General features: G+C 41.2%; 20 protein-coding genes. 14 read left to right on the forward strand and 6 right to left on the reverse strand.

Features of this window, described 5'->3' with window-relative positions; all coding sequences use genetic code 11:
- Positions 1-10 precede the first annotated feature (10 nt).
- Positions 11-490 (forward strand): TlpA disulfide reductase family protein, encoded by a 480-nt coding sequence (locus QUD85_RS13665; protein ID WP_093328413.1) that lies wholly within the window; start codon positions 11-13, stop codon positions 488-490.
- Positions 491-501: 11 nt separating this feature from the next.
- Positions 502-1,101, forward strand: a complete 600-nt coding sequence (locus QUD85_RS13670) for a DUF2238 domain-containing protein (protein WP_093328415.1) — start codon at positions 502-504, stop codon at positions 1,099-1,101.
- A gap of 59 nt (positions 1,102-1,160) precedes the next feature.
- Here the strand turns inward: QUD85_RS13670 and QUD85_RS13675 are convergent, their stop codons facing one another.
- Positions 1,161-2,021 carry a mechanosensitive ion channel family protein gene (locus tag QUD85_RS13675; protein ID WP_245732077.1) on the reverse strand — a complete coding sequence of 287 codons (861 nt, stop codon included), beginning with the start codon at positions 2,019-2,021 and terminating at the stop codon, positions 1,161-1,163.
- Positions 2,022-2,178: 157 nt separating this feature from the next.
- Between QUD85_RS13675 and QUD85_RS13680 the strand changes: the two genes are divergently transcribed.
- Positions 2,179-4,446, forward strand: a complete 2,268-nt coding sequence (locus QUD85_RS13680) for a hypothetical protein (protein WP_093328417.1) — start codon at positions 2,179-2,181, stop codon at positions 4,444-4,446.
- 55 nt (positions 4,447-4,501) lie between these two features.
- On the opposite strand, the gene QUD85_RS13685 is transcribed toward QUD85_RS13680, so the two are convergent.
- Positions 4,502-5,554, reverse strand: a complete 1,053-nt coding sequence (locus QUD85_RS13685; protein ID WP_093328418.1) for an aldo/keto reductase — start codon at positions 5,552-5,554, stop codon at positions 4,502-4,504.
- 197 nt (positions 5,555-5,751) lie between these two features.
- On the opposite strand from QUD85_RS13685, the gene QUD85_RS13690 reads away from it, so the two are divergent.
- The 3 genes from QUD85_RS13690 to QUD85_RS13700 are packed head-to-tail and all read left to right on the forward strand — an operon-like array spanning position 5,752 to position 7,296.
- Positions 5,752-6,177, forward strand: a complete 426-nt coding sequence (locus tag QUD85_RS13690; RefSeq protein ID WP_143047930.1) for a DUF3429 domain-containing protein — start codon at positions 5,752-5,754, stop codon at positions 6,175-6,177.
- Between the two features lie 8 nt (positions 6,178-6,185).
- Positions 6,186-6,581 (forward strand): thiol-disulfide oxidoreductase DCC family protein, encoded by a 396-nt coding sequence (locus tag QUD85_RS13695; RefSeq protein WP_093328421.1) that lies wholly within the window; start codon positions 6,186-6,188, stop codon positions 6,579-6,581.
- Complete coding sequence (locus tag QUD85_RS13700) at positions 6,574-7,296, forward strand: SDR family NAD(P)-dependent oxidoreductase (protein WP_177168857.1); 723 nt, start codon at positions 6,574-6,576, stop codon at positions 7,294-7,296. Before QUD85_RS13695 ends, QUD85_RS13700 begins: the two co-directional genes overlap by 8 nt.
- Before the next feature lie 16 nt (positions 7,297-7,312).
- Here QUD85_RS13700 and QUD85_RS13705 read toward each other — a convergent pair whose 3' ends face one another.
- Both QUD85_RS13705 and QUD85_RS13710 read right to left on the reverse strand, forming a co-directional pair.
- Positions 7,313-7,537 (reverse strand): TIGR02450 family Trp-rich protein, encoded by a 225-nt coding sequence (locus QUD85_RS13705; RefSeq protein WP_093328423.1) that lies wholly within the window; start codon positions 7,535-7,537, stop codon positions 7,313-7,315.
- Between the two features lie 27 nt (positions 7,538-7,564).
- A complete protein-coding gene (locus tag QUD85_RS13710) occupies positions 7,565-7,819 on the reverse strand; it encodes a DUF3081 family protein (RefSeq protein WP_093328424.1) in 255 nt (84 codons plus the stop codon).
- A gap of 198 nt (positions 7,820-8,017) precedes the next feature.
- Between QUD85_RS13710 and QUD85_RS13715 the strand changes: the two genes are divergently transcribed.
- From QUD85_RS13715 to QUD85_RS13725, 3 genes are all read left to right on the forward strand, one after another.
- Positions 8,018-8,674 carry an outer membrane protein gene (locus QUD85_RS13715; RefSeq protein ID WP_093328426.1) on the forward strand — a complete coding sequence of 219 codons (657 nt, stop codon included), beginning with the start codon at positions 8,018-8,020 and terminating at the stop codon, positions 8,672-8,674.
- Positions 8,675-8,736: 62 nt separating this feature from the next.
- Complete coding sequence (locus QUD85_RS13720; protein ID WP_093328427.1) at positions 8,737-9,600, forward strand: alpha/beta hydrolase family protein; 864 nt, start codon at positions 8,737-8,739, stop codon at positions 9,598-9,600.
- Between the two features lie 146 nt (positions 9,601-9,746).
- A complete protein-coding gene (locus QUD85_RS13725; protein ID WP_177168859.1) occupies positions 9,747-10,832 on the forward strand; it encodes an OmpP1/FadL family transporter in 1,086 nt (361 codons plus the stop codon).
- A 34-nt stretch (positions 10,833-10,866) separates the two neighbouring features.
- Here QUD85_RS13725 and QUD85_RS13730 read toward each other — a convergent pair whose 3' ends face one another.
- Positions 10,867-11,250 (reverse strand): MmcQ/YjbR family DNA-binding protein, encoded by a 384-nt coding sequence (locus tag QUD85_RS13730; protein ID WP_177168860.1) that lies wholly within the window; start codon positions 11,248-11,250, stop codon positions 10,867-10,869.
- A gap of 164 nt (positions 11,251-11,414) precedes the next feature.
- On the opposite strand from QUD85_RS13730, the gene QUD85_RS13735 reads away from it, so the two are divergent.
- The 3 genes from QUD85_RS13735 to QUD85_RS13745 all read left to right on the forward strand — a co-directional run bounded on the left by QUD85_RS13735 (position 11,415) and on the right by QUD85_RS13745 (position 12,685).
- Positions 11,415-11,813 (forward strand): hypothetical protein, encoded by a 399-nt coding sequence (locus QUD85_RS13735; protein ID WP_093328432.1) that lies wholly within the window; start codon positions 11,415-11,417, stop codon positions 11,811-11,813.
- A gap of 17 nt (positions 11,814-11,830) precedes the next feature.
- Positions 11,831-12,232 carry a DUF3718 domain-containing protein gene (locus QUD85_RS13740; protein ID WP_093328433.1) on the forward strand — a complete coding sequence of 134 codons (402 nt, stop codon included), beginning with the start codon at positions 11,831-11,833 and terminating at the stop codon, positions 12,230-12,232.
- Positions 12,233-12,301: 69 nt separating this feature from the next.
- A complete protein-coding gene (locus QUD85_RS13745) occupies positions 12,302-12,685 on the forward strand; it encodes a DUF3718 domain-containing protein (protein ID WP_093328434.1) in 384 nt (127 codons plus the stop codon).
- A 34-nt stretch (positions 12,686-12,719) separates the two neighbouring features.
- Here the strand turns inward: QUD85_RS13745 and QUD85_RS13750 are convergent, their stop codons facing one another.
- Positions 12,720-14,255 carry a serine hydrolase gene (locus QUD85_RS13750; RefSeq protein ID WP_245732078.1) on the reverse strand — a complete coding sequence of 512 codons (1,536 nt, stop codon included), beginning with the start codon at positions 14,253-14,255 and terminating at the stop codon, positions 12,720-12,722.
- Positions 14,256-14,413: 158 nt separating this feature from the next.
- On the opposite strand from QUD85_RS13750, the gene QUD85_RS13755 reads away from it, so the two are divergent.
- Entirely contained in the window at positions 14,414-15,667 is a 1,254-nt protein-coding gene (locus tag QUD85_RS13755) for a S1 family peptidase (RefSeq protein ID WP_093328436.1), read from the forward strand.
- Entirely contained in the window at positions 15,658-16,626 is a 969-nt protein-coding gene (locus tag QUD85_RS13760; protein ID WP_093328437.1) for an FHA domain-containing protein, read from the forward strand. The genes QUD85_RS13755 and QUD85_RS13760 overlap by 10 nt, the downstream gene beginning before the upstream one ends.
- Positions 16,627-16,648 lie beyond the last annotated feature (22 nt).

The raw sequence follows: 16,648 nt of genomic DNA on the forward strand, positions 1-16,648 counted from the left end.
TTCAATAATTATGATGACGACAATCATTCGTTTATTTATTCCATTTGCCATTGGCGCACTGCTAATAACCGCAGTGCTGATTCCTAAAACGCCATCCACGCCAAAGCAGCAGCTCACCCAATTGCTTGAACAACACCAAGGCAAGGTAGTTTTTGTTGATTTCTGGGCCTCTTGGTGCCTGCCATGTCGCGAAGCTATGCCATGGCTAAATGAAATGCAGTCACAACATACCGAAAAAAATTTCCAAGTGATTAGCATTAACTTAGATGCTGAAAAACAGTATGCCGATGAATTTTTAAACGAGTTTCCAGCTTCTTTTCCTGTTATCTTTGACAGCGAAGGCGAAACGGCTCAAGCCTATCAGTTGAAGGGCATGCCAAGCAGCTATATTTATGACAAAACAGGCAAACTTGTTGCGGTACATCAAGGATTTAATCAAGACAAAAAACAACAGTTCGAACAAGAGATAAAAACACTTATAGAACAATAAAGGAGCTAAAAATGGTTAAAGCATGGATTATCATTTTTTTTGCTGTATTGATTTGGTCAGGCATTGCGCCTAAAGATACCTTCACTTGGTTTTTAGAAGTGCTGCCAGCAATGATTGGCGGCGTCATTCTAGCGGTCACCTACAACACCTTTAGATTAACCTCATTATTGTACGTATTAATATTATTGCACTGTATCGTCCTTATGGTGGGCGGTCATTACACCTATGCCGAAGTCCCCATGTTTGATTGGTTCAAAGACTGGTTTGGATTTGAACGCAATAATTACGATAAAGTAGGGCACTTTATGCAAGGCTTTGTGCCAGCGATGATTTGTCGTGAAATTTTTATTCGTAAAAACGTGATCAATGGCACAGCTTGGCGCAATTTTCTATCCGTTTGCTTTTGTTTGGCATTTAGTGCTTTTTACGAGTTGATTGAATGGTGGGTTGCATTAGGTACTGGCGAAGATGCCGAAGCCTTTTTAGGCACACAAGGGTATGTTTGGGATACCCAATCAGATATGGCGTGGGCTTTAGGTGGTGCGATCATAGCACTTGCGATACTGGGCAAATGGCACGACAAACAATTGAGCCAACAACACACCTCATAACAATATAGAAAAACAAAAAAGGCTGGATAACCCAGCCTTTTTTAATGCATTTATCCTGATTATTCTGCAGGAATCATATGTACATCGCGTTGCGGGAATGGAATTGTTACACCTTCCTCGTCGAACGCTAGTTTTACTCTTTCCATCATATCGAAATACACTTCCCAATAGTCATCTGATCTAACCCACGGACGCGCATACATGTTAATAGAACTGTCCGCATGTTGACCCACCCAAATATCGATAGCAGGGCTTTTTAGTACGCGTTCATCCGCCTCTAATATGCGTTGTAAAATTTCTTTCACTTTAGGGATATCATCGCCGTAACTAATACCAAAAATTAAATCTACTCGGCGTGTAGGTTCCGCAAACACATTTTTCACAATACCATTTGAAAGCATACCATTTGGTATGATCACGCGTTGATTGTCTATCGTACGCATTATGGTATTGAAGATTTGAATTTCTACGACTTCACCAGCAACGCCTTGGGCTTCAATGTAGTCGCCCGCCTTAAAGGGACGAAACATCAACACTAAAATACCACCGGCAAAATTAGCTAAACTGCCCTGTAGTGCCAGTCCAACCGCCAAACCTGCAGCACCTAGCATAGCGATAAGCGACGCTGTCTCAACCCCAATCATCGAAGCAAAGATTATGATTTGAATGGCTTTAAAGGTGATGCTAAATATCGATACTAAGAACTTATGAAGGGTTACCTCCACCTTCTTTCGGTTCATGCCGAGTTCAATGACTTTTACCACCCTGCCAAATATCCAACCAATGACTAAATAAACGAGGACAGCCACTAGCAGGCTAGAACCAAACTCTACTCCCCAATCTGTAATCTTTTCTAAGTATTTTGTAATTAAATCGACTTTTTCTTCTATATTTTCTTGGACTTCTTCTGCTGCAAACATATTTGTTATCTCAACGTTAATAAAACCTATCTAAAGTGTTACTCTGCTTTTAAAAAAAAGTCAAAAAAGTGAGGGGTTTATCTACTAGTTGCGAAGTTGTCTATTGGTTATTTTTTGTACTATTATAAGTGAGGTATAAGGAAAAAAAACAAACAACATGGGCATCTTCAGTGAATTAAAACGACGTAACGTGATTAAAGTCGCGATCAGCTATTTAGTATTAGCTTGGGTCGTTATACAAGTAACCGCAATTGCCGTTCCTGCCTTGCACTTACCGCATTGGGTCAATACCCTTGTGTTTTTTTTCGGCGCCATTGGCTTCCCATTTGCGTTGTTTTTTACTTGGACATTCGAATTAACACCTGAGGGTATTAAGCGCTCTAGAGAGGTAGAAGCCAGCGAATCTATCACCCATCTTACCGGTCGAAAATTAGACTTTGTTATTATTGGTCTGCTCATCATTGCTGTTGTAGTTTTATTGATAGAGCGACAGTGGAAGTCGGGGATTACGGATCAGCCAAGTAAAAATATCGTCGCTGATATACCAACCACGATACAACAGACAAGCAGTGATGAGACCAGTGAGAATATACCCGCATCTATTGCCGTATTACCCTTTGTCAACATGTCGTCCGATCCCGAACAAGAGTACTTTAGCGATGGTATTACGGACGAAATACTCAACTATTTAGTAAAAGTAACGGACTTACGAGTTGTAGCGCGTACATCTAGTTTTGCTTTTAAAGGCAAAAACATCGATCTGCGTGATATCGGCGCACAACTTGGCGTTGAATATCTGCTTGAAGGTAGCATAAGAAAATATGACAACGATATTCGTATAACTGCCCAACTGATTAGTGTAAAAGATGGCATGCATCTTTGGTCTGAAACTTATGCCCATACCCTAGATGACGTGTTTCTTGTACAAAGCGAAATTGCTCAGGAAATAGCGAGAGAATTAAGAATAAATTTAGATGCAAATGGCAACGATGCTATTCAAGTTGTATCTCCTGACGCACATAACTTCTACCTGCTTGGTCTAGAACGGTTGAAAAAAGGAGAGTACCAGCCTTATATTGAAGCAAGGGAATATTTTGTAAAAGCGTTAGAAGTGGAGCCTAACTATATAGATGCGCAAATTGGATTGGCAAATTCGCTGATTGAATTGTTTCGCTATGGCAATATTGAAGAAGTCGAGTTTTTACCCCGCTTTAAGGCTGCCATAGATAAATTGTCTACCATGGTTGAACCAGATCATCCCAGTCTATTGGTATTCAAAGCCTATTTTTACGTAGTCAAAAAAGAGTTTGAATTGAGCTCTCAATTAATAGACCAAGCCTATCAAATTGCCCCTAATAATCCTGACGTTGTTGCCGCTTATATCATTGCAACAGGTTTTAAGCTAACCGACAAACAAAAACTAGATTTTACCCTACAACAATTGCAGTCTGATCCACTAAATTTAAAGCTACATATGGCGTTAGCAAGTCAGTATCAATGGGTATTTTATGAGTACGAAAAAGCCTATAAAGTAACAGACGACATGGAACGTATAGATCCAGAATATTCTGGTCTTTATCTGCTTCGAACGCGCATCGCAATCTCTAGAGGCAATATGGTAAAAGCGCTACAGATGGCGCTACTCACCTTCGAAAAAGATAGAGATGACCCTGAAGGTGCGGCTCAAATCGCTTTGTTATACGCGCAATTGGGCTTTTATGACCAGGCTGAATACTACATTAAAGTAGCGGACAGTCTTAAAAAAGATACGTCTCTTGCGATCGGCTCAAGAATCTATTTATTGTGGGCACAAAATAAAAATCAAGAAGCTTTTGAGCTATCGAAGGAGTTTATTTTTAGTGAACGTACCGGCAGATTTTGGTCGGATGGTGTTCCTAAAAGCGTTTATATCAACACCTTATTTGAGGAGCAAAAGTATGACGAACTAACGTCTTACATCTACAAAAATAGCGATAAGATTATCGACAATAGACTTAAGATAATTGCAAGTCGTGACATGTCATGGAGAGACGTAACGCTCGCCGTTCAGTTGGCTCATTTACTGAAAGCAAAAGGAGATGAAAGCTACCTATTGCTGGTTGAAGACATAAACCAATTTTTTGAGCAATGGAATATGCTAGTGACCGAAGAAGATATTGTCGATAATACTTGGTTTAGAATGAATATGGTGGATTTAAGCGAGGATTTTAATTCGCTATATGACGATCTGTTGGCGAGCCATAAACGGGAATCAATGCTGCGATACTTTGCATTAGGTAAAGGCTTTATTTCCCCACATTATCTATCAAAGCAACCTAAATACATTGAATTTGAGGCATTGTTAAACCAAGAAATGGAGCGCCAACGCAACATTATTATTGACCAGCACCCTGAGCTCATTGATATACCGATGAACAACCTCTGACCCGCTTTTATTGCTGACTCACACTTTCAATCACTCATTGTCTAAATGCTGCAATTTAAAAAGGTGAAGGATACTGCTTCAGAAACTGCTGAATGATGTCGAGTTGTTGACTCGACAAGGTTAAATCAAATGCTGCAATATTTTCTTCCAATTGGGCAAGTGTTGTGGCGCCAATAATAGTAGATGAAACGCCATTAACATGATTGCACCAAGCCAGTGCGAGTTGTGCAGGCGACATCGCAAATTGGTTTGCTAGTTCAACAAAAGCTACAACTGCCTGATTAGATTGCTCTGTGTCACGAAACAAGCCATTGCGCTGTAGCATTGACCAGCGGCTCCCCTTTGGTCTTGCGCCATCAATGTACTTTCCAGTAAGTGCTCCGCCTGCTAGTGGTGACCATGGCAGATAAGCCACATCTTCATGCACACAAGTTTCAATTAAGTAGGGCCAATCTTTAGTGTGTAGCGCACTAAATTCATTTTGAATCGAAACCATTTTTGGCAGGTTTAAAGACTTAGCTAAGTTCAAATAGGTGTGAATACCCCAAGGAGTTTCGTCAGACAAGCCAACATGTTTTATTTTGCCTTGTTCAATACACAGTTGTAGCCCTTCCAATATATTGGCCATCTCTGCTATTTCTGCATCTTTAGATGTGTCGGTGAATTTGTAGCTACCGGGCCAATGTCTAGAAAAATGTGGAGAAGTGCGATTAGGCCAATGAATTTGGTACAAATCAATCGCTTCTACTTTTAACCTTTTTAGCGATGCTTCTACTGCATCAACAACCGCTTGTTTATCTACTGTCTGACCGCCACGAATCCATTTTAAACCTGGACCGGCTACTTTTGTGGCAAGCACTAGTTGATTGCGTTTCGCAGGATTGCGAGCCAAATAGTCGCCAATGATTTCCTCTGTTTTGTGAGCAGTGGCAGCCGCTGGAGGAACCGGGTACATTTCTGCAGTATCAATAAAGTTAACGCCGGCATCAAGGGCAAAGTCTAACTGTGAATCAGCATCTTGTTGTGTGTTTTGTTCACCCCAAGTCATAGTGCCAAGACACACGCGAGAAATCTTTATATTGCTACTGCCCAGTCGACTATACTGCAATGTAATCACCTTTTTATTGTATTTGATGTAAATTCAATGACGTATATACGCGCTTTGTTATAACACGGATCTAGCCACTATTAAAAAGGATTTGCATGATTTATCTTTCGCGAAAAATCCTAGGCAAGGCGTAAACCGATCTTTCACCAATTTCATCGCGTATACCTTTTAGGTGATGTCTTTTAGTGGGTGATGTGATGCAGATACATAAAACGTTGGGATACTTAGGCCTTTTACCCTTCCTATTCGCTATCGCGATGACCCTAACAACAACGACATTGTTTGGTCATTCAGGCGCAACGCTATTTGTCGCTTACAGCGTGGCTATTGCATGTTTCCTTTGTGGCACCATGTGGTTGCAACAAAGCCATCAAGAAGAAAACAAACTACCACTCTACAGCAATATACTAACGCTCGTTGCTGCAACTTGCTTATTGCTCAGTACCAGTCTTGCTTTGGCTATACTTACGCTGATTTACTTAGCGATTTACGTAATGGAAGTGCGAATTGTTAGATTCAATGAACAGGCCAGTGGCATAAGCGTTATCGACTACGGCGTTATGCGTTTAACGCTCACTATTATCGTTGTGGCATTGCATCTGGCCATGCAAATATTCACCTAGGAGGTAGGATGTTAACATTTTTTTATGACAGCCAATGTCCTCTGTGTGTAAGAGAGGTGGACGCATTAAGAGAGCGGGATAAGTTTAACGACATTAGCTTTGTCGACGTCCATGATGAGCATGCCATGAAAGCGCATGAAGATATCGACAAAGACCGTGCTTTAAATGTATTGCATGGAAAAATAAATGACACTGTCGTTACTGGATTAGATGTTACTTACCATGCTTGGCGCGTGATCGGCTATGGTTGTTTGGTGGCCCCTTTGCAATGGCGATTCACCAAACCCTTGTTTGAGCGAGGCTATACCTTTTTTGCCAAAAGGCGACACAAAATAGCACGTTTTTTGTATCCTAACGATGTGTGTGAAAATGGCGTATGTGAAAAAGGTTCTCATAATGAGTAACCCTCCACAGGCACTGGTTATTGGTGCGGGCAGTGCAATCGCTACCAGCCTAATAGTTTCGCTTTTAGACAAAGGTTATGCTGTAACAGCGGTAAGTAGAAAGCCAGCAAAACAGTTATCATCAAAGGAACTAACCTGGCATGAAACCGAATACACGGACCAAGCTATAGCGCATATCTGCAAGACGATAGCCAGCCAAGACATTTCTTTTTCCAATATCTTTATCTGCAATGGTCTACTGCACACGCAAGAAGTGATGCCTGAAAAGCAAATCAATCAGTTTTCCTCGGAATCTTTTCTTACCGTGTTGTCGGCAAATACCTTAACCCCGATGCTTTGGATAAGCCATCTACCTAAATTGCTCACTAAGGGCATTAAGACGGAGGTTGTCATATTTAGTGCTCGAGTGGGCAGTATCGGCGACAATCGATTAGGCGGTTGGTATAGCTACAGAGCGAGTAAGGCTGCATTAAATATGTTAGTTAAAACTAGCGCTATAGAGTTAAAACGCCGGTTTAAACAGGCTCAATTTATATTGTTTCACCCCGGCACAACACAGAGCCCGCTTTCTAAACCGTTTACTCAAGGCAGCAACAACAAAACAGTGTTTACACCCGAGTTCGTTGCTACGCAGCTGCTGTCTATCTTAGAACAAGGACCGCAAAGCGATACTTGCCTCTATTTGGATTGGCAAGGCAAAGCTATCGATTGGTAGTGCTAATAGACTGCGATTACTTCCATCCGGGCAACCAAACAGTTTTGTCTTTTAACAGTCGCCAATCTATTCGTTGTCGTTGTTGATTTATCACGGCTTCAATGTCACAGGCTTGCACAACGTTATCATCATCGACAATAAGTTCGACGACAATAAAATGTTTTTGCTTTTTCACCACTTGTTGGGCTGTCCATTTGGAATGTAATAAATGTTTTGGGTTAACCACATTTTTTTGTGTCATAAGCTAGGCTCGTGAATTGCTGTGCCACTAATGAGAGACAAATTTAACTAGATGTTTTTCGAATTGAGTAAGATCGTCTTTCAATTCATAGTCAAGGGCGTACTTTCCATGGAACATCAAGGTAAGGAGTACCGTGCGGTACTGGATAAAACAGTGATAACCATCAAAGTCAGACCACGCTGAAAAGCCGTTCAAGCGATAGACCTCGCCGTCTTTTTCACCGTAGTCGATGATCTTATTGTACGCCATTAAGCAGGTCTTTAAATCAAAACTATTTTGCATAAGGCTTCTATTTTCAAATCGGTAATACTCGTATTACGTATATGGGCTGCCGCTAGATCAAGGGCCTTTGTAACAAGTTACGTCAATTCACACGTTAACTCATTCACTACGTAAATAACCAACTATACTTGACACTAGCAAGCACAATTTTCATCCGCTAACAGGTTGTTTTGCATTGTTTAGATTAGGAGGATTAACATGTCTTATGCCCGTATTTCGATATTAATCATTTTACTCTCCCACTTGTTTTGCACACAGAGTCTCGCTAACCAAAAATGGTATGTAAAGCCTACCTTGGGCCTAAGCTATATAGAAGATATTGACGCAACAACGGCTGAACTTCTGCGCACTTTTGGAGATACCGACATCGATCTTGATATTGGTTATGCTGCAGGGTTTGGCATCGGTTACTTTATAAATCCCAATCTTGTTGTTGAACTAGCTTGGGAATATCGAAGCAACGAAAGTAGCACTGTTATTGCAAATCAGGCCGCGTATCCCGACGGTAACTATGCGACCAACCTATTCTTTGCCAATGCCTACTTCGTATCTCAAGGCAGCAAACGACTAAAACCTTATATTGGATTTGGTATGGCGGTCTCACAAGAAGTAGATATAGATCTCGAAAACAGTGACACATCTCTGTCTTACTCTTCCTCTGGCGACATTGGCTTCCAAGTGATGGGCGGGTTTAATTTTCTTGTTATGAAACGTCTGTGGTTGCAAGCGGAATTAAGATATACCCAACTTGCAGACATAGAATTAGATGGTGAAGGTGATGCAGCCGCAGGTTTGATTACTGATATCGATTACACTGCTGTTACAGCACAAATAGCTGCTGTCTATCGTTTTTAAACACTTGCATGCTGGTAAGACCACTTATATAGTTAGGCTATTGTTCCTTAAAAACCTTCATTATGCCCCAACATCAAACTATTGATATCACCTGCGCAGATAACACCGTGTTGGCCGCAACCATTTTCACGCCAGCAATCACGCCCAAGGGGGCAGTGCTTATCGCACCTGCAACAGGTATTAAGCGGGCATTTTACTTTGCTTTTGCTGAATTTTTAGCTGAGCAAGGTTATATCGCACTAACCTTTGACAATCGTGGTATCGGTGATTCACTCGAGGGGCACATAAAACATTGTAATGCGTCTTTACAGCAATGGGGTGAACTAGATTTAACCGCCGCACTTAACTATTTGCAAACACACTATCCCGACTTTCAGTATCACTTAGTCGGTCATAGCGCAGGTGGTCAACTCATTGGATTAATGCCCAACGCAGATCAGCTAGCATCTGTTTGCAATATTGCTTGTTCTTCAGGGCGATTGCGTAATATGCGCTTTAGTTACCAGCTACAAGCACATTTTTTTATGAATATGTTTATCCCTGTAAGTAACGCAATCTTTGGTTACACACAGTCCTCTTGGGTGGGTATGGGTGAGCCACTACCCAAGCGCGTAGCTCGACAATGGCAGCAATGGTGCAATGGTAGCGGCTATGTCAAAATGGCATTTGGCAAAACCATTAGCAAACACTATTACGACACCTTAACGGTACCCTCGCTATGGCTTAACGCCATCGACGATGATATTGCTAATGAGAGAAACCTAGATGATATGCTTAGTGTTTTTACCAAGTTACCCGCCGAAACACGCATGCTGTCACCACAGCAATATGGCTTAACAGAAATAGGTCATATGAAGTTTTTTAGTCGTAAAGCCAAGGTGCTTTGGCCGATGACTCTCGATTGGATTGAGCAACACACGCTTTAGCAATAACGTTGAAGCGCGGTATGCTTTCGACTAATCAAAGAGCTGAGTGAGACACAAAATCTGAGGCCATTGCTAATTATACTGTCTTTGTTAAAGTTATTTGTAAGCATGCTAATGGTTTTACTGGACTACTGATGCGCTACACCTTGAAAACTTTATTTTTGAGCCTTTCTTCCCTCACTTGCACTTCCATTAGTGCGACCGGACTAAATTTTTGGGAAACATCCACATTAAATAGCGCTTTAGCAAGTGCTAACGGTGCTAGTGCTGTCGATGCTTCAATTTTAGCGTTAGCTCCTTCTAGTATTACTCAATTAGAACAGTCGAGTTTGAGCGCTAGTGTGACGTACTATGATGTTACGACCGATTACAATATTTTTGGCGATGAAAGTAAATACAACACCAAAAACCCGATACCAATGGGTTTTGTTACCACGGAGATAAATGATTCATACTTCTTTGGCTTAGCTGTATACAGCAGGACGGCGGCGGATATCGTTGTACCCAAAATACCCTTCATTAATCCTAAAGAAACGCGCGTAAAGCCGATTCTGGTGTCAGTTTCACCTACCCTGGCTTATGCGCACGGAAATTTAAGTGTTGCTGCCTCACTAGAATATATACACACCGCACACACGTTAGAGCAAACTACGTGCATATTCAATGTTTGTGACAAGAGCCTAGAAGAAGGCACTACGTCTGGATGGACGGGTGCATTAAGCGCGACTTGGAAGGTAACCTCAACGACTTCTTTAGCATTTACTCATCGTTTTAGTACCAGTTTTGGTGATCAAGATATTAGCGTTGAATTGCCCAGTATTTCTTCTGTCTACGGTACCTTAATGATTACACCTAAAACCGCATGGCATGCTTCTTACAGCTACTCTACATATGACGGTAAAGGCGTTAGGTACGCAAATTACACTGATCCTATTGGACTATTGGTCGGTTATCAGAACAGTCAACGGATTGCCACAAGTATTGATCATAAACTAGGTCATTGGTCACTAAGGGGTGGCATTAGTTTAGATGAAGCGATAGACAGATTGGGTGGAATAGATAAGCGATATAGATTGGGTGTAGGTTATCAGTTCACTAAGCAATTTACGCTTAATGCTGCCTGGGTTTATGAAGACTACGCTATTAAAGAAGCAGCGGCAGGCGACACCACACTAGTTAAAGTGCAAAATAGTGGCAGTGCGCTAAGCTTGGGCATTCAATACGATTTCTAGTTTTACGCGCTAGTCAGTTTTGACGTTGTTTTTGTTATTTCAAGACGTTGATAGATGTTTGTTCTTTCTTCGTTAATTGTCCAACCACTAGATCAAAAGAGCTATCTATCATACGTTCAATCTCTCCTTGAGGTATTGAACCGTCGATAATGACAGTATTCCAGTGTTGTTTGTTCATATGGTAGCCTGGAATGACTGCATCAAAGACATCTCTTAGCATGATTGCCTCATTAGGATCGCACTTTAAATTCATCCAATACTCTCGCTTATCGCCGTCACCTTTGCCCATTTTTCCAATTGCTAAGGTCGCAAACATTTTTCCTTTAACCTTGTACACTTCTATTTCTTCTCCGAAAGGAAAATCGAGCTGGGCACGAGGTTTGTCAAGTAAATAGGTTCTTAAAATTGCTACGGTCATGTGTCTTTTGAAATATTTATTTACAGGCATTTACTACTCTACATCAACTTCATAAGCCCAGAAACAACTCTTACATTTGCCTACAAAGCGACTGCAGTTGCTTACAACTATTTCTGCCTTTTACGCCTACATATAAATATAGGCCAACTATTGAGAGACGAAAAATGAAAACCTTAATTACAAGTTTGTTGTTAGGCGCTGTTATTTTTCCTGTGGTAGCTGAAGAGGAAATTACGGTTGTCGCCAAGGATACGTCGCTAGCTTCGCAGTTATGCATGCATGCGGCAAATGATGATTACCCAAAACTGAAGCAAACCTTAACGGCAATGAATGCCAGAGACTTTGCTAATACCGCCAGAATTGTGGCGAACAACTATCAGTGTAACGAGCTTCCCATAGCGCACTTCGCGCATTATGCCGGAGCTAAAACAACCTTGTTGTTATTAAATCGCCATGCTTATGGTGACAACAAAGCAACTGAAGATACATTGGAACAACCCACCAATGCGAACAATGTAGCTGTCGAAAATGTAGTTTATGTTTTGGGTGAAAACAGAAAATAAATGAAAGGAGAAGGAAAATGAAAACGTTATTATGTGGAACTTGTGCTGTTATGCTAACAACATTTGCTATGCCAGCGGCAGCGCAGCAATACCAATTTGAAGCCGCGGACGATTCAGTCACCACGAAGCTATGTATTGAAGCAGTAAAAGACAATAAATATGCGGTGAAGCGTTTAATGCGCAATGTAGGTACAACTGGACATAACTTACATAAAGCTAAATTTGCCGCCAATCATGTGCGTTGCAATGATTTACCTATATCTCAATTTGCATACAAATATGGTGCCGACTCAACCGCTAACTACTTAAACAAGTTTAGCTACGGTGAAAACAAAATTGGCACAACAAAAGTTGAAATTAAAGATCTTGCGGCAACGAACAAAACCATTGTAATTCTCGTTTCCAGCAGCGCTCCTTAAGTTATTAAAAAGGGCTACATATGTAGCCCTTTTTCATAGCTTGCGATTTTCGCAGGTAAGGAGACCATTATGAAAACTATTAAGCTGTTAACATTAGCGATGGCTGTTTTAGCGCTTCCAGCCATTGCGACACAATACAAATTTGTTGCCATGGACGCTTCATCAGCAACCAAAATTTGTATCCACGCAGGTGAGAACCAAGTGTTCAAATTAAAGCGTGCTATTAGATATTATGAACGCGGCATGCATCAATACGTGGCCAATGAAATTGTATGTAATGAGCTGCCTATTGCCCAATTTTCTGCGCAATATGGCGCCGCCAAAACAACTAAGTTCCTAAATCAGTATGCTAAAAGCAAAAACAAAGGCAGCGTCCCTACCGTTGAAATTACTGATCTAGCCAAGCACGATGACGAAGTGATAGTCATCAAAGTCGGGACAGCCCCGCACTAAAGCTTTATCGGGCACCTAGGTGCCCGATTTTTTTCTACTTAGGCGTTAACTGTAAATTGTGAAAATCAAAACTAAAGTCAGTGTAATACGACACTGCTTTCATTTTTACAGATTCAACGTCGCCTTTTTCATCAATTGAAAAGGTAACAAATGCATCAGCTTCCAATGTGCGATCGTACCAACGTACAATAAATGTATCGTACTGAAAGTGTTCTAATTTCCCAACAAGAAGATCGGTATGTTTAAAACGCATTTCCAAACTACCTTTACTCTCTACTATTTCAACATCCCCATACCATTGATCTTGATATAGTTGAGCGTATTTAGATAACGGCAATGATGGCTTGCTCTGCTGATTTTTCTCATGAAAAACTTTTGCCAATCTTGCTTTTTCCTTATCGCGCCCTTGTTTGTCTCTTTTGGCAAAATAGCTAACCCAATCTTTATCTTCAAGCGCTAAATATTGTTCTAATATTTCGCGATAGATCGCGTTGAACGCCGCGCCAGATTGCTGGTTGGTTAGCACAACGAGCCCTAGGTTTTGCTCAGGCACTAGCACAACTTTAGATACCATCCCTAAAATTCCGCCGCTATGATGTGCCAGTTTGTAACCTTGGTAGTCGCCAATAAACCAACCTAATCCGTAACTGTTAAACTGGGTGCCATCGCGCTCTGTTGCTGTATTGGAGACCGCCAATGGATTAGCTTGCGTCCACATTTTGTGGCTTTGCGTTTCGCTAAACAATTGATAACCGTTCAAACTTCCGCGGTTTAGCGCAAGCCTAATCCATTGCGACATATCCGTCACCGTTGAGCCAACAGCACCGGCCGCTTCAAAGTCTTCCAGAAAATTACCACCCACAACATGTAGCTCACCATTTAGCGGCACGTGGGCACTGGCAACCTGTTGATTAGCTGTGTCAATATCGCTGTATCGCGCATAGGTCGAATTCATTGCTAATGGTTCAAAAATCTTTTCTTTAATAACCTCTTGCCAAGGTTTGTTTGATACGCGAGCAATCACTTCCCCAGCGGTGACAAACATCAAATTGTTATAGGCAAAGGCGCTTCTAAAGCTGGATTTTGGTTGCAGGTATTTTAGTTTCGACAAAACATAGCGACTATCATGACTTGTTGCTGGCCATATCATTAAGTCACCCTGCCCTAATCCTAATCCACTGTTGTGTTGCAACAAATCGATGATTTGAAATTCACGTGTTACATAAGGGTCGTATAACTGAAATTCAGGCAAAATATCGATTACAGGTGTAGACCATTTAATTTTTCCCTGATCCACTAGATTTGCTAACAAAGCAGCAGTCATTGCCTTGGTATTAGATGCAACACCAAAGATAGTATCGCTTGTTACGGCTTTTTTACTGCCTTTTTCAACAACACCGTAGCCTTTAGAGACGACGATTTTGTCATCTTTAACGATCGCAATAGCGACACCTGGGATATTAAAAGTGGCCATGGCCTTTTCAACGGCTGCATCTATCTGCGCTTGATGGTCTTGCGCAAAGGATACAAAGCTCCAGAGTAAGGCAATGGAAAATAAACACTTATTCATCAGTACTTCTCTTTTTATTCTTGGTAATTTGTACGACTTTAACAGTGACAAATCATTTTTCAATGGCACAATAGGAATAAGCTTTTAAGTGTTGTAAACATTCAACTGTTTTACAGGTCATTTAGAATTCCATCAGTGCAATAAATATAAGGAATGTCATGCGTGGTATCATCGTTTGGCTCTCGCTGTTAGTTACCTTTACCAGCGTAGCCCAAGAGCAAGCGAAAGAAATTTTTAAAGAGCTCGCCCCGTCGTTGTTTCAAATAAAAATTATCGATAAAGCCAGTGGAGAAAAGTCGTCCATCGGTTCTGGTTTCCAGATTTCTGCTCAGGGACTGATAGCAACCAACTATCACGTTATTTCTAGTTTTGCGCGACACCCTGAAAAGTACACCATGGAATACCTCGATCATAATGGTGATACCGGTGAATTAAGCTTACTCAGTGTAGATATCATCAATGACCTAGCATTAGTCAAACGAGAAATCGAAAATGATGCGCCTTATTTCGTTATTGCCAACAACACACCGGTAAAAGGGGAAGAAATATACTCTTTGGGTAACCCGCATGATTTAGGGATGATCGTAGTGCCAGGCACCTACAATGGCCTGAAGAAGGAATCTTTCAACGATAAAATTCATTTTACTGGTTCTGTGAACCCAGGCATGAGTGGTGGCCCAGTAGTCAATAGAGACAAAGAAGTGGTTGGCATCAATGTTGCGACGGCGGGCAACCAAATCGGCTTTTTAATTCCGCACCAAAAGCTTGTTGCACTAGTTGATGACTATCAAGAAAATGGCGAAACAACAGACATCAACGTGCAGATGACGGCGCAGTTAAAACAAAACCAACAGAAATTAATCGATGCATTGCTAGAAGCAGAATGGGAGCCAAGATTACTCGACAACAGCGGCATATTCCCATTAGTTAAGGCACCGTTTATTCGTTGTTGGGGCGATTCGAACAGCGACGAAGAAAAGCTGGTTAATTGGGCGGCGGCTTCTTGTATGTTGGAAGAAGACGTGTATATCGACCAGCAGTTTAACACCGGCACGGTTGAGCTAGATTTCAGGTTGTATCGTGGCAATGATATTAGCGCATCTAAATTCTATAATTTGTATGAAAACTCGCTTACATTTCGCTCAGGCAACGATGTATCTAAAGACGATTCAACCGAATTCAAATGCCAACACAATATAGTGGATAATGGCGAGCAAAGTTTTACCAGCAAAACGGTTTTTTGTACGCGCGCATACAAAGACTTTAAAGGACTATTCGATGTGATGTTTGTCGCCTTTAGCGTAGACAAAAACGATAAAGCACTCATCAGTCATTTCACATTAGCTGGCGTAGAGCAAGCACCGGCATTAAAGTTTACCCGTAAGTTTATGGAGTCAGTATCATGGAATTAATCATTGAAGAACTTACTCGTGGAAATAAACTTGTTGCCAGACACAAATACACTGCGAACGATATTTCTGTTGGTCGCGGCTACAATAACGACCTCATTTTGTCTGATCCACACGTTTGCCCTGAGCATTTAAATTTATCGTTTGACGGTGAACAATGGACTATTACCGACTTAGGCACAGTCAATGGTAGCTTTTTCTCAAAGAGTGATACGCCAGTGTCGGGAAACGTGGTGCGCTCTGGTGATATCATTCAAATGGGACACAGCAAAATACGCATCGTCTTTCCAAACCATCCCGTTGAAGCCAGTATCGAGCTAAGTCGCTTAGAAGGATTTATCAATTTTGTAAGGCATCCAGCCATCCTTATCGCAAACCTTGTAATATTTACGTTGGTTTCGATGTACATGCTTTATTTGAACCAAGTCGAAGAGACCACCATTACTAAGTTGTTTGTCGAAAGCACAATGCAAAAACTTTTAGTGTTCGGTTTATGGCCAGTTGCAGTTGCTATAGTTGCTCAATTGACGAAAAACGAAGCTCGAATATTTGCGCAAATTAGCGCTAGCTTCACTATATTCAATATCTCAATGTTGATCGACTTTTTTGAAAAAATCATGTTATTCAACACCTCTAGTGCGATCACATTAACCTGGCTAGTGACCATAGTTTCTATTGCCACTACATACTGCTTATTTTGGCTCAATTGCTACATTAGCTTCGTTATGACAGCTAAACGCCGCATTAAGATTGCAGGTTTAATGACAGCATTTTTGTTTGGCTTAATTTTTCTCTATCAAATCGCGTCAAAGCCAGAGTTTAGGTACCAGCCAAGATACAACGGTACCGTCATGGCACCTAAATATGTGTTGAAAGAAGGTCAGTCAGTAGATGAGTATCTCGAAGAAACACAGGCCTTGTTCGAGGATAGAATGAAAGAAGCAGAGAAAACTGACGACTAAGTTAGTTTTATCGCAATAAAAA

The organism is Thalassotalea agarivorans, assembly GCF_030295955.1.
Classification (GTDB): domain Bacteria; phylum Pseudomonadota; class Gammaproteobacteria; order Enterobacterales; family Alteromonadaceae; genus Thalassotalea_D; species Thalassotalea_D agarivorans.